Here is an 11,948-nt window from a genome sequence, read left to right as displayed (position 1 = left end):
ACCGCGGCCCCCCCCCCCCCCAGGGTGCGTCGGGCTGGGGGGTGCTTGTCAAGGCGGGAAAGATGCCTTGACAAGCACCCCCGAACCGCAGGGCGGCTTCGTATCGGAGTGCGGGGGAGGGGCTGGGTGCCTCGATCGTTGAGTGCGTCGGTGCGGTTGGCGGCTGCTGGGGGCTAGCGCCCCAACGTGGCATTGGGGCGCATCGCGGCGGGCGGTGGTCGTGAGGGGAACCCTGAGGGAATCTGGGTTCGTGAGGGTTCCCCTCACGGACTTCAGCGGGTGGGTGAGTCACGCACTCGCTTCCAGCAGCCGGTGATGGTGTTCCAGCAATGCGCGGAACGAGTCGTGCGCGGTGCTGCCGTAGGTGAGGTCGACCTCGACCGCTCGCCAGCTGTCGCCGGTGTGCGTGAGCAGGACCGTGGCGGGGTCGGAGACGATCACGACGGTGCCGTTGGCGCGCAGTTCGCGGGCGGGCAGCAGGCGCGGGAACACCACGTCCGCGGGCAATCCGTCCGTGATCGCCAGGAACTCTCGGTATTCGTCGGGCAGGCGGAAGCCGAGGCGGTGTTCAGCCGCGGCCAGGTCGGCTTGCGACACCGGGGCGGGGGCGCGTTGTCCGCGCAGCCGGAGGATCGCGTCGACCAGTTCCGGCAGGCTGCCCGGGCCGGTCGGATGGCGTTCGCGCAGCGCGGCGATCAGCGCGCCCGCGCACTGGTCCGGCCACTCCGTGCCGAGGCCGAGCGGGTCCGCGCCGGCGGCCAGCCGGGCGGCGAGCGGGCGGGTGGCGGCGAGCGTCGCGACGTCCGGGTTCGGGTGGTTTTCCACCAGCGCGGCCCACGCGTCGAGGTCGGCGGCGGCCAGTGCGTCGCGCACCGGATCCGGTCGTTCCGGGGCGATCGCGGAGACCACCCCGGCGACGGGCGAACCGTCGAAGAGACCGTCCAAATCGGACGCTCGGCGGGCGAGAAGTGCTTGGTGGGCTTGCTCTTCCGCGTCCAGGTCGAGCGGGATGAGGGCATCCGCCCATTGTGGACGGTCGCCGCGGGCCTCGAAGAGCATCGCCCAGGCGCGGGCGCGCACGGCGTCGTCGGCGAGCACGGACGTCGGGCGTCCGGTTACTGCGTGCCATTGCGTGACAAGGCGATCCGCGGCGCCGGACGCGCCTGCGGTCGCCAGAAGGAGCGCGGCGTGGCCGATCCGGCGGTCCGCGGCGGCCTCGTCGGCGGTGAGCACGTCGCGGACGGCGGTTTCGAGGTAGTCGTCGCGCTGCATGAACGCGAGCGTGCCACACGGCTTGGCCGGCCCCAATGCCACATTGGGTGCATCTGACGCACCGAATGCCACATTGGGTGCGCTGGGCGCACCCAATGTGGCATTCGGGCGTGAGCGGGTCAGCCCTGGTCGGCGATGTCCGCCAGCACCGCGGCGATGGTGCGGACCGGGACGCCGGTGCCGCCCTTGCCGGTGTAGCCCCACGGGCCGCCGGAGTTGAAGGCCGGGCCCGCGACGTCGAGGTGCACCCACGGCAGGTCCGCGGGCACGAACTCGCGCAGGAAGACGCCCGCGACGAGCATGCCCGCCCAGCGCTGGCCGGTGACGTTCGCGATGTCCGCGAGCCGCGAGTCGAGGTCGCCGCGCAGTTCGTCGGGCAGCGGCATGGCCCAGCCGCCTTCGCCGGTGGCCTGCATGATGCCCGCGACCCGGTCGCGGAACTCGTCCGAGCCCATCACGCCGGAGATCCGGTTGCCCAGCGCGACCACCTGCGCGCCGGTCAGCGTGGCGGTCTCGATCAGGTAGTCCGGGTTCTCCTCGGCGGCGCGCACGATCGCGTCGGCCAGCACGAGCCGTCCCTCGGCGTCGGTGTTGAGCACCTCGACGGTCTTGCCGCCGTACATGGTGAGGACGTCGCCGGGGCGGTAGGAGGTCGCCGAGGGCAGGTTCTCCGCGAGCGGGATGTGCGCGGTGACCTCGAGCGGGTACTTCAGCTTCGCGGCCAGCACGACCGACGCGAGCACGGCGGCCGCGCCCGACATGTCGGAGGTCATGTGGTCCATGTTGGCGGCGGGCTTGAGCGAGATGCCGCCCGAGTCGAAGGTGATGCCCTTGCCGACCAGCGCGACCTTCTTGCTCGCCTTCGCCGGCTTCCAGCTGACGCGCAGCAGGCGCGGCGGCCGCGACGAACCGCCGCCGACGCCGAGGATGCCGCCGAAGCCCTTGCGCTTGAGGACCTTCTCGTCGAGCACCTCGAACTCGAGGCCGTTCGCCTCGGCGAGCTTCTTCGCGCGGTCCGCGAAGGACGCCGGGAAGAGGTCGTTCGGCGGGGTGTTGATCAGGTCGCGGGCGATGATCACCGATTCGGCGATGAACCCGGCCGCCTTGAGGGTGGCCTTGTGCTCGCGCGCGGTGCCCTCGGCCGGGCTGACCAGGTCGGCCTTCGCCAGCGGGGCGTCGCCCTTCTCCGAGCGGTACTCGGTGAAGACGTACGCGCCCAGCGCGGTGCCTTCGGTGGCGGCGTGCAGGTCGACGGCCGACAGCGTGACGAACGCCCGCTCGGTGCCGCTCAGCGCGCGGGCCGCGGCACCGGCCGCGCGGCGCACCTGCTCGGCGGTGATTTCCCCGTCCTTCGGCTTGCCGAGGCCGACGGCCAGCACGACGCCCGCGGGCAGCTTGCCCAGCGTCGGCAGCTTCACGATCTCCTCGGCCTTGCCGGACGCGCCGAGCGTGCCCAGCACCTCGGCGAGCTTGCCGTCGAACGCCGCGTCGGCGACCTCGGAGCCGGCGGCGAGCGCGAGGCCGTCCTCGCCCTGGAGGGTGCCGATCACGACGACGTCGGCGCGGGTCTTGCCCAATGCCGCACCCGTGTTCTCGGAGAGGGCAAGCTTCGGCACGGTCACTTCTGGCTCCTCGCGACGTCGCGGTGGTGCCGGGCGATCTGCCCGGTCGATCGTGAGCCATGCTAATGACAAAGCCATCCGGACGGGGGAAGGGGGATCGCGGTGCGGCTCGCGGGAGCACTCCTGGTGACGCTGGCGGCAGGCGCCGCCGGAGCCGGGTTTTGGGTGCTCGCCGGGGTTGTGCTCGCCGCGCTGGCCGCGGTCGCGGCTTCCCGGCTGCCCGCGCTCGGCGACGATCCGGCTGCCCGGATCGTCGGCGGATTATCCCGGCTGACACAGATTGTCGTGCTCGCGCAGGCCTTCGGCGCGTACGTCTTCCCGCTGCGGCCCGGATACGCCGCCGCTGCGCTGGTCGTGTTCGTCGCCGCGGCGGGCTTCGCCGGGCTCCGGTTGCCGGATCTGCTGGTCAAGTGGGTGTCGGGCGTGCTGCTGGTCGCCGCGGCGGTGCTGGTGGCCATGTGTCTCGCGGTCGCTCCGGTATCGCAGACGGGCGGATTCGGGACGCCGAACGCGGCCGCGATCGTCGTCGCGGCGTTGTTCCTGTTGCCGTTCCTGATTCCGGAACCAGGGGAGCGGAGCACCGGACGCGCGATCGTTCTGGGCCTGGTCGCGGTCATCGTCACCGCGGTGACGCTCTTCCAGCTGGGTCCGGTTCGGCTCGGGTTGTCCGGGACAGCGATGCGGGACCTGCTCTCCGCGGCGGACGCCGGACAGCTTCAGCCGTTGCTCACGGTGATCGCAGTGCTGGCCACTCTTCCCTCGGCATTCACGACTTTCGTCGGGGCGCGACAGCGGTTTGCGCCGTCCGGTGGGGCTCCGGTCGCGGTCGGCGCACTGCTGGCAGCGGCCGCCGCGGCGTTCGTCCCGCTGCCGGCGGTGCTGCTCGCGGCCGGGCTCGGCGCGGTCGTCGAAGTGCTGCTGCGGGTGCGGATTCGTCGCTACCGTGGCGTCCATGACTGAGCACCGCTGGGCGCCGGGACAGACAGTCGTCGAACGTTTCGTCCGCCCGGACGGCAGCATCGGCCAGCACCATCCGCTGCGCGTGGTCTCCGACGACGGCGAGACGCTGCTCGGCTGGCTCCCGATCGGCACGCCGATCGTCGGCAGCAGGCTCGCGGACGGCCGAAGCCTGCGCGAAGCGCCCCTGGAACAACGGTTTCGCGAGCCGCGCGTGCGGGTGCCGGACATCTGGCACGGCACCTCGACGCTGCGGCTGATTCCCGACGATGCCTGGTCGTCGGTGTGGTGGTTCTTCGAGGCGGACGGACGGTTCCGCGACTGGTACGTGAACCTCGAAATCCCGCGCGGGCGCACCGAAACCGGCCCGGACCGCGTCGACGGCATCCTCGACCTGGTCGTGACGCCGGGCGCGGGCTGGAAGTGGAAGGACGAGGACGAAGCCGAGGCAGCCGTCGAGGCGGGGCGGCTCACCACCGCCGAACTCGACACGCTGCGCGCGGAAGGCGAACGGATGGGCGCGCTGGCCGAGCGGGGCGCGTATCCGTTCGACGGCACGCACACCGATTTCCGCCCGGACCCGGGCTGGCCCGCGCCGGAGCTGCCCGCCGGACTCCGGCCTACTGGGCCAGCAGGACCAGCGCGATGAACAGCACGATGTTGACGACGAGCAGGATCACCACCGATTTGGTCGGCACGTTCCTGGCGATCACCTGGCCGTGCAGGTTCTTCCACCAGTAGATGCCGAACCCGGCGACGACCAGGCCGAGGAAGAAGCCGAACCCGCTGGAGAGCAGGCCCCAGCCGACCATCCCGAGCATTCCGGCCCCGAAGGTCAGCAGGGCCGCGGTGCCGAAGGTCTTGACGTCCGGCCCGGCGCCCGGCCCGGCTTGGCGTGCTGGTTGAGTGCTCACGCCGTCCATCGTAGTGGGGTGACGCTGCGAGCGCGGGGCAGTGCGGCGAGTAAAACCACAGGACTTCCGACTAACGTGCTTCCGACCAAGCGCTATCGTTTGTGCATGACCACAGCGACGCAGTTCACCCACGTTCCGAACCCGAGCCCCGCGAGTCCTGAACGCGTCGCCGAGGTACTTGCCAAGCCGGGGTTCGGCACGCATTTCACCGACCACATGGTCACCGTGCGCTACAGCACCGAGAAGGGCTGGCACGACGCCAAGGTCGGGCCGTACGAACCGTTTTCCCTCGACCCGGCCACGTCCGTGCTGCACTACGGGCAGGCCATCTTCGAGGGCCTCAAGGCCTACCGGCAGCCGGACGGCACGATCGCCGCGTTCCGGCCGGACGCCAACGCGCAGCGGTTCCGCGAATCCGCCGAGCGGCTGGCGATGCCGCAGCTGCCGGTGGAGACCTTCGTCGACTCGCTGCGCGAGCTGATCGCCGTCGACGAGCGCTGGGTGCCGACCCGCGAGGGCGATTCCCTGTACCTGCGCCCGTTCATGATCTCCACCTCGGCGGGACTGGGCGTGAACAGCCCGGCCGACGAGTACGTCTTCGCGGTCATCGCCTCGCCGGCCGGCTCGTACTTCAGCGGCGGCGTGAAGCCGGTCAGCGTGTGGCTGTCCACTGAATACGTGCGCGCGGCCCCCGGCGGCACCGGCGCGGCGAAGTGCGCGGGCAACTACGCGGCGTCCTTCGTGGCGCAGGCGCAGGCCGTCGAGAAGGGCTGCGACCAGGTGGTGTGGCTCGACGCGGTCGAGCGCCGCTGGGTCGAGGAGATGGGCGGGATGAACCTGTTCTTCGTCTTCGGCTCGGGCGACGACGTCCGCGTGGCCACGCCGGAGCTGACCGGTTCGCTGCTGCCGGGCGTCACCCGGAAGTCGTTGCTGCAGCTGGCGAAGGACGCCGGGCACAAGGTCGAGGAGCGCCGGATCTCCACTGACGAATGGGAGAAGGCGGCCGCCTCGGGCGAGCTGACCGAGGTGTTCGCGTGCGGCACGGCGGCGGTCATCACGCCGGTCGGCCACGTGAAGCACGGCGGCGGCGAGTTCTCGATCTCCGGCGGGCAGCCGGGCTCGGTCACGATGAGCCTGCGCGAGCAGCTCGTCGGGATCCAGGAAGGCACCCGCCCTGCCCCCGCGGGCTGGATGACCCCGCTCAGCTGAAGCTAGCCGTCCGTGAAGGGCTCCTTGAGGGAATCAGATTCCCTCAAGGAGCCCTTCACGGCTTTCAGGACGAGAGCGGGCCGGAGACGCCGGATTGCTCGTGCGTGGTCATTTCCGCGAGCACGCGGCTGGCCATCATCAGCAGCGGCAGCGCGGTGACCGCGCCGGTGCCCTCACCGAGGCGGACGTCGAGGTCGAGCAGCGCGCCGAGGTCCAGCTGCTCCAGCGCGAGCGCGTGCGCGGGTTCGCCGGTGAGCTGCCCGGACATCCACCAGCGGCGGGCACCGGGAGCGAGTTCTTCGGCGACGAGCGCGGCGGAGCAGACGACCAGGCCGTCGAGCACCACCGGCGTGCGGCGGACTGCCGCCTGCGCGAGAAAGCCCGCCATCGCGGCGATATCGGCACCAGAAGACGTCCGCAGCAGCGCGAGCGGGTCCGCCAGCACCGCACGGGCCCGGCGCAGCGCGTCGCGGACCGCAGCGGCCTTGCGCATCCAGGTGTTGTCGTCGATGCCCGAACCGCGGCCGACCACGGCGACCGGCTCGCTGCCGGTCAGCGCCGCGACCAGCACCGACGCCGGGGTGCTGTTGCCGATGCCCAGGTCGCCCGCGATCAGCAGGTCGGCACCGCCGTCGACCTCCGCGTCGGCGATCTTCCGGCCGGCGTTGACCGCTGCGCGTACTTCAGCGTCGGTGAGCGCGTCCTCGACGTCGATCGAGCCGGAACCGCGGCGCACCTTGAACTCGCCGATCGACCGCATCGCGGATTCCTCGGTGTCCACGGCCATGTCGACCACGCGCACGCCCGCGCCCGCCGCCGCGGCGAGCACGTTGATCGCCGCGCCGCCGGTCAGCATGGTGCCGACGAGCTGCGAGGTGACCTCCCGCGGATACGCCGAGACGCCCTTCTGCGCGATGCCGTGATCGCCGGCGAACACGACGACGCGCGGCCGGGTGAACGGCCGCGGCGGGGCCTGGCCCTGACACGAGGAGATCCACACGCCCAGCTCTTCCAGCCTGCCGAGCGAGCCCGCGGGTTTGACGAGCTTGTCGTGCAGCGCGATCGCGCCCGACCGGGCCTGGTCGCTCGGCGGTTCGATCTCGCCGAACTCGATGCCCGTTTCGCCGGTGTCCACAGCCAGGTTTCCTTTCGCCGCTGGGCGTCCCGGGGCCCAACCTACCGCCGCCGGGGCGGGGCCCTTAGGGTCGGTCGGCGTGCGGGAATCGACGGCGGCCGGGGTCGTGCTGGCCAGTGGTGCGGGGACCCGGGTCGGGGCCGCGCTGAACAAGGTCTACCTGCCGGTGGCGGGCAGGCGCGTGGTGGCGTGGTCGCTGGACGCGTTCGCCGCGGCGGCCGGGATCGGCGTGCTGGTGCTGGTGATCCGGCCCGAGGACGCGCCGCTGGCCGAGGAAGTGCTCGCCGGGCTGTCCGCGCCGGTCGAGATCGTGCCCGGCGGCCCGACGCGGCAGGCCTCCGAGCTGAACGCGCTGCGCCATCTCGCGCCGCGGATCGCCGACGGGACAGTGGATTCCGTGCTGCTGCACGACGGGGCCCGCCCGCTGGTGACGCCGGAGCTGATCTCCGCGGTGCTGGAACGGACCCGGGAAGACGGGGGAGCGGTGCCGGGCCTGGCCGCGGACGACGTGGTCTCGATGGCCGGACCGGACAAGGTGGCGGGCCCGTTGCCGGGCGCGATCCGGGTGCAGACCCCGCAGGGCTTCCGGGCGCAACCGCTGCTGGCGGCTTACGAACAGGCTGCCGCGGAAGGCTTTCTCGGCACGGACACGGCCTCGTGCATGGAGCGGTTCTCCGCGCTGCCGGTGCGATGGGTGCCCGGCAGCGCGGAGAACGTGAAGATCACCTATCCGCACGACCTCGCGGTGGCGGAGCGGTTTCTGCTGCGGCCTTCTCCGTAATCGCCGCAGGGCCCGCGGGAGGTCCGTGAAGGGCTCCTTGCGGGAATCTAATTCCCTCAAGGAGCCCTTCACGGACGAACCCAGCTGCGGTGATCAGGGGGCGACGGTGAGCGCAGGGTCGCTGATCACGACGTCGCCGAGCGCCTCGTCGATCGCGGTCAGCAGCTCCGGCTCGAGCTTGACGCCCGCCGCCTTGACGTTGTCGTAGACCTGCTCCGGCCGCGAGGCCCCGATGATCGCCGACGCGACGTTCGGGTTCTGCAGCACCCACGCGACGGCGAGCTGCGCCATCGACAGCCCGGCGTCGGCCGCCAGCGGCTCCAGCTTCGCGACCGCGGTGAGGGTCTTCTCGTCGAGGAAGCGCTTCACCATGTTCGCGCCGCCGTTCTCGTCGGTCGCGCGCGAACCGGCGGGCAGCGGCTGGCCCACCTTGTACTTGCCGGTCAGCACGCCCTGCGCCACCGGCGACCAGACGATCTGGCTCAGGCCCTCGCGCTCGGAAGCGGGCACGACCTGCGACTCGATGACGCGCCACAGCATCGAGTACTGCGGCTGGTTCGACACGAACGGGATCTTCAGCTCGCGGGCGAGCGCCGCGCCGCGCGAGATCTGCTCGGCGTTCCACTCCGAGACGCCGATGTAGAGCGCCTTGCCCTGGCGGACCAGGTCGGCGAACGCCTGCATCGTCTCTTCCAGCGGCACCGTCCGGTCGAAGCGGTGCGCCTGGTAGAGGTCGACGTAGTCGGTGCCGAGCCGCTTGAGCGACGCGTTGGCCGACTCGATGATGTGCTTGCGCGAGAGGCCCTTGTCGTTCGGGCCCTTCGGACCGGTGGGCCAGAAGACCTTGGTGAAGATCTCCAGGCTCTCCCGGCGCTGGCCCTTGAGGCCGCGCCCGAGCACGGATTCGGCGGCGGTGTTCGCGTAGACGTCAGCCGTGTCGAAGGTCGTGATGCCTGCGTCGAGCGCCGCCTTGATGCAGGCCTGCGCCTGGTCCTCCTCGACCTGGGACCCGTGGGTCAGCCAGTTGCCGTAGGAGATCTCACTGATGTTGAGGCCGCTGCGGCCGAGACGTCGAAACTCCATGCCCACAGGGTAAACGTTTCGTTCGCCAGGCTAACGACCTGTGTGCCGCACGGCTCAGTTCGGGATCGGGCGGCGCGTCCGTCGCGGCGTCTGGCGGCGCGGGATCCGGTTCGAGCGAAAGAGCTTCGGAGGCTGCGAAACCCGGCGTCGAGGCAGCGACCGCGCACCGAAATCCGGCCCAAGCTCCGCGATCGAAGGGTGCATCGTGTGCGAGGTGCCGCGGCCGCGTTCAGGCGAACGCGGCCGCACGGCTCAGTTCGGGATCGGGTCCCCGGCCTTCAGCCGCGGCTTCGGAACCCGCAGCTTGCGGATCTGGCTCGCCCGCACGAAGGCGTACCAGCCGACGCCGCGCGTGGCCGTCGACGGTTCCTTCGGGAAGCGTTCCCGGACCAGCTTCGAGATCTTGCGGCCGTTCACGAAGCCCTCGATGGCCATGACCAGCAGCATCGCCATGCAGACCAGGGTGATGTACTGCTGCACCGCCGGCGCGGGGACCAGCAGCGCGAGGAACACCAGGATCGCCAGCGGCATGAACAGGCCGAGGATGTTGCGCCGGGAGTCGACCAGGTCGCGGACGTACGCCTTGACCGGGCCCTTGTCGCGCGGCGGCAGGTACTTGTCGTCGCCCGACATCATCCGCTCGCGGCGGACGCGGGCGGCCTCCTTGCGGTCTTCCTTGCTGACCGGGTTGGCCTTGCGCAGCTCTTTGTTGCGCTTCATCGCCTCGCGCATGGAGGTGGGCGGCGCCGCGACCGGCCCGCGCTTGCGCCCCTCGGCCTCGCGCCGCTTCGGCGTGGCCTTGCCCTTTCCCGGCGTGTACGACTTGCTCGTGACCGTGGAATCGACAGCGGCGGCCTCGGCCGCGGAGTCGTCGGCGGCGGGGTCAGTGGTGCTTCGGCGCAGGAACCTCACCTCACCAGGGTATTGCAGGCGTCACGGCTTTGTTCACCAGGTCGTTCCATATGCGACGATGGAGGGGAACAGATCGGGCGAGTCCCGTGTTGTACGTATGACACGAGATGTACCCGCAGCGAGTTCGACCAAAGAGGGAGTGCCATGACGACCGCTGAGCAGACCGGTGCGGCTGCGGCCGAGACCGCCGAGGAGACCCACGGCGTGACGTTGACCGACGCCGCGGCCGCCAAGGCGAAGGCGCTGCTCGAACAGGAGGGCCGCGACGACATGCACCTGCGCATCGCCGTGCAGCCCGGCGGCTGTGCTGGCCTGCGCTACCAGCTGTTCTTCGACGAGCGCACGCTCGACGGCGACCTGTTCCGCGACTTCGACGGCCTGCAGGTGGCAGTGGACCGGATGAGCGCGCCTTACGTGACCGAGGCCGTGATCGACTTCGTCGACACCATCGAGAAGCAGGGCTTCACGATCGACAACCCGAACGCCACGGGTTCCTGCGCCTGCGGCGACAGCTTCCACTGAGCCCAGAGCCGACAACGGGCCCCGACGCATCCGCGCCGGGGCCCGTTGTTCGTTTCGGCCGCGGCTCGTTCACCCGCCGCGGAGGTTCGCTGGATCAGACGTACGCGTCGAGGTCGGCGACCTGTGCGTGGCAGGCGTCGTCTACCGTCCACGGCCGCGCGGCCCTCGGCCGGGGCAGCCGGGCCTGGTCGGCGGCTTGCTCGGGGCGCAGCGCGGACGGGAGATGGGCGCAGTCGGCGATCAGGTCGCCGATCGTTTCCGGTTCGGTCGCGAGGTTCACGAACGTCACGCTATTCAGCTGGAGTTGAACGGGAAATGAGTACCGGCCGGTAGTGTCGGAACGTGGCGCGGAAACTACCCGGAAGGGTCATGACCAGCGGGTAACTTGCGTCAGGGCGCGAAAAGACAGCTCATCCACCTCGTGAGGAGAACCGGTGGCAGACAAGCCCAGGATCGCCGTGTCGGGCAGCATCGCGACAGACCATCTGATGCACTTCCCGGGGAGGTTCGCCGAGCAGCTCGTCGCCGAGCAGCTGCACCGGGTGTCGTTGAGCTTCCTCGCCGACGACCTCGTCGTGCGCCGCGGCGGCATCGGCGCGAACATCGCGTTCGGCCTCGGCGTGCTCGGCGTGCAGCCGGTGCTCGTCGGAGCCGTGGGTCAGGACTGGGCGGACTACCAGTCGTGGCTGCAGCGGCACGGCGTGGACACCGCCGGCGTGCTGGTGTCCGAGGTCGCGCACACCGCGCGCTTCGTGTGCACCACCGACGAGGACATGTGCCAGATCGCGACGTTCTACGCGGGCGCGATGGCGGAGTCTCGGAATATCGAGCTGGGGCCGATCTCGGACCGGGTCGGCGGGCTCGGGCTCGTGTTGATCAGCCCGGACGATCCTGAGGGCATGGTTCGGCACGCGCAGGAGTGCCGTCAGCGCGGGTACACGTTCGCGGTTGATCCCTCGCAGCAGCTGGCTCGGATGGACGGGGCGCAGGTGCGGGCGTTCGTGGAGGGGGCAAAGTATCTGTTCAGCAACGACTACGAGTGGGAGTTGTTGCTGCAGAAGACTGGCTGGACCGAGGCGGATGTGCTGGAGCGGGTCGGGCTGAGGATTACCACGCTGGGGGAGAAGGGCGTGGAGATTGTTGGGCGGGATGGGACTGCCCTGCAGATCGGGGCGGTGCCGGAGCGTGGGAAGGCTGATCCGACCGGGGTCGGGGACGGGTTCCGGGCTGGGTTTCTTGCCGCGGTTGATGGCGGGCTTAGTTTGGAGCGGGCTGCGCAGTTGGGGTGTTTGATCGCTGTGCTGGTGCTGGAGACTGTGGGGACGCAGGAGTGGACTTTGGAGCGCGAGGAGGCGTTGGGGCGGGTTCGGGAGGCGTTCGGGCCTGAGGCTGCTGAGGAGATTTCGGCGGTTTTGCCTGCTTGAGGGGGCGGCTCGTCGCCTGGCGGCGACATTGCGCCCATGGTTGCGTGGGGCACCCCGAAGCTTGATTGTGACGACGGCGCGGAGGTGCTTGTCAAGGCGGGAAAGATGCCTTGACAA

At 70.6% G+C, this 11,948-nt stretch carries 13 protein-coding genes; 6 read left to right on the top strand and 7 right to left on the bottom strand.

The features are described from left to right. Positions 1-288: 288 nt before the first annotated feature. Together ABZX37_RS48445 and ABZX37_RS48440 are read right to left on the bottom strand one after the other, a co-directional pair. Positions 289-1,272 (bottom strand): SMI1/KNR4 family protein, encoded by a 984-nt coding sequence (locus ABZX37_RS48445; protein WP_354751111.1) that lies wholly within the window; start codon positions 1,270-1,272, stop codon positions 289-291. A 119-nt stretch (positions 1,273-1,391) separates the two neighbouring features. Then, a complete protein-coding gene (locus tag ABZX37_RS48440; RefSeq protein WP_354751110.1) occupies positions 1,392-2,894 on the bottom strand; it encodes a leucyl aminopeptidase in 1,503 nt (500 codons plus the stop codon). 102 nt (positions 2,895-2,996) lie between these two features. Here ABZX37_RS48440 and ABZX37_RS48435 point away from each other — a divergent pair, with 102 nt between their 5' ends. Next, the gene (locus ABZX37_RS48435; RefSeq protein ID WP_354751109.1) at positions 2,997-3,854 is read left to right on the top strand and encodes a sulfatase; all 858 of its coding nucleotides are present in this window, start codon (positions 2,997-2,999) and stop codon (positions 3,852-3,854) included. Further along, a complete protein-coding gene (locus tag ABZX37_RS48430) occupies positions 3,847-4,500 on the top strand; it encodes a DUF402 domain-containing protein (protein WP_354751108.1) in 654 nt (217 codons plus the stop codon). The genes ABZX37_RS48435 and ABZX37_RS48430 overlap by 8 nt, the downstream gene beginning before the upstream one ends. Here ABZX37_RS48430 and ABZX37_RS48425 read toward each other — a convergent pair. Continuing rightward, positions 4,472-4,774, bottom strand: coding sequence for a hypothetical protein (locus ABZX37_RS48425; RefSeq protein ID WP_354751107.1), 303 nt, complete (start codon positions 4,772-4,774; stop codon positions 4,472-4,474). The two genes, ABZX37_RS48430 and ABZX37_RS48425, sit on opposite strands and share 29 nt — an antisense overlap. 96 nt (positions 4,775-4,870) lie before the next feature. Here ABZX37_RS48425 and ABZX37_RS48420 point away from each other — a divergent pair, with 96 nt between their 5' ends. After that, positions 4,871-5,974 carry a branched-chain amino acid aminotransferase gene (locus ABZX37_RS48420; RefSeq protein ID WP_354751106.1) on the top strand — a complete coding sequence of 368 codons (1,104 nt, stop codon included), beginning with the start codon at positions 4,871-4,873 and terminating at the stop codon, positions 5,972-5,974. Between the two features lie 64 nt (positions 5,975-6,038). Here ABZX37_RS48420 and cobT read toward each other — a convergent pair whose 3' ends face one another. After that, on the bottom strand, positions 6,039-7,109 hold the full coding sequence (gene cobT, locus ABZX37_RS48415) for a nicotinate-nucleotide--dimethylbenzimidazole phosphoribosyltransferase (RefSeq protein WP_354751105.1): 1,071 nt from the start codon (positions 7,107-7,109) through the stop codon (positions 6,039-6,041). A 79-nt stretch (positions 7,110-7,188) separates the two neighbouring features. On the opposite strand from cobT, the gene ABZX37_RS48410 reads away from it, so the two are divergent. After that, the gene (locus ABZX37_RS48410) at positions 7,189-7,890 is read left to right on the top strand and encodes an IspD/TarI family cytidylyltransferase (RefSeq protein WP_354751104.1); all 702 of its coding nucleotides are present in this window, start codon (positions 7,189-7,191) and stop codon (positions 7,888-7,890) included. A 93-nt stretch (positions 7,891-7,983) separates the two neighbouring features. Here ABZX37_RS48410 and ABZX37_RS48405 read toward each other — a convergent pair whose 3' ends face one another. Both ABZX37_RS48405 and ABZX37_RS48400 read right to left on the bottom strand, forming a co-directional pair. Then, the gene (locus ABZX37_RS48405) at positions 7,984-8,973 is read right to left on the bottom strand and encodes an aldo/keto reductase family protein (RefSeq protein ID WP_354751103.1); all 990 of its coding nucleotides are present in this window, start codon (positions 8,971-8,973) and stop codon (positions 7,984-7,986) included. A gap of 252 nt (positions 8,974-9,225) precedes the next feature. After that, positions 9,226-9,885, bottom strand: coding sequence for a DUF3043 domain-containing protein (locus tag ABZX37_RS48400; RefSeq protein ID WP_354751102.1), 660 nt, complete (start codon positions 9,883-9,885; stop codon positions 9,226-9,228). 144 nt (positions 9,886-10,029) lie between these two features. Here ABZX37_RS48400 and ABZX37_RS48395 point away from each other — a divergent pair, with 144 nt between their 5' ends. Then, on the top strand, positions 10,030-10,407 hold the full coding sequence (locus tag ABZX37_RS48395) for an iron-sulfur cluster assembly accessory protein (RefSeq protein ID WP_116203874.1): 378 nt from the start codon (positions 10,030-10,032) through the stop codon (positions 10,405-10,407). 94 nt (positions 10,408-10,501) lie between these two features. Here the strand turns inward: ABZX37_RS48395 and ABZX37_RS48390 are convergent, their stop codons facing one another. After that, positions 10,502-10,687: a hypothetical protein gene (locus ABZX37_RS48390; RefSeq protein ID WP_354751101.1), complete on the bottom strand. Its 186-nt coding sequence runs from the start codon at positions 10,685-10,687 to the stop codon at positions 10,502-10,504. 154 nt (positions 10,688-10,841) lie between these two features. Between ABZX37_RS48390 and ABZX37_RS48385 the strand changes: the two genes are divergently transcribed. Next, complete coding sequence (locus ABZX37_RS48385; protein ID WP_354751100.1) at positions 10,842-11,831, top strand: carbohydrate kinase family protein; 990 nt, start codon at positions 10,842-10,844, stop codon at positions 11,829-11,831. Positions 11,832-11,948: the final 117 nt, after the last annotated feature.

Source organism: Amycolatopsis sp. NPDC004079, from assembly GCF_040610415.1.
Lineage (GTDB): Bacteria > Actinomycetota > Actinomycetes > Mycobacteriales > Pseudonocardiaceae > Amycolatopsis > Amycolatopsis halotolerans.
The sequence above is the reverse complement of the archived record's forward strand: the minus strand, read 5'-3'. Positions and strand labels throughout refer to the sequence as shown.

What these genes read in the sequence shown, in the direction of transcription:
- ABZX37_RS48445 (WP_354751111.1), bottom strand. Translation starts at nt 1,272, where the DNA reads ATGCAGCGCGACGACTACCTCGAAACCGCCGTCCGCGACGTGCTCACC.
- ABZX37_RS48430 (WP_354751108.1), top strand. Translation starts at nt 3,847, where the DNA reads ATGACTGAGCACCGCTGGGCGCCGGGACAGACAGTCGTCGAACGTTTC.
- ABZX37_RS48425 (WP_354751107.1), bottom strand. Translation starts at nt 4,774, where the DNA reads ATGGACGGCGTGAGCACTCAACCAGCACGCCAAGCCGGGCCGGGCGCC.
- ABZX37_RS48420 (WP_354751106.1), top strand. Translation starts at nt 4,871, where the DNA reads ATGACCACAGCGACGCAGTTCACCCACGTTCCGAACCCGAGCCCCGCG.
- ABZX37_RS48405 (WP_354751103.1), bottom strand. Translation starts at nt 8,973, where the DNA reads ATGGAGTTTCGACGTCTCGGCCGCAGCGGCCTCAACATCAGTGAGATC.
- ABZX37_RS48395 (WP_116203874.1), top strand. Translation starts at nt 10,030, where the DNA reads ATGACGACCGCTGAGCAGACCGGTGCGGCTGCGGCCGAGACCGCCGAG.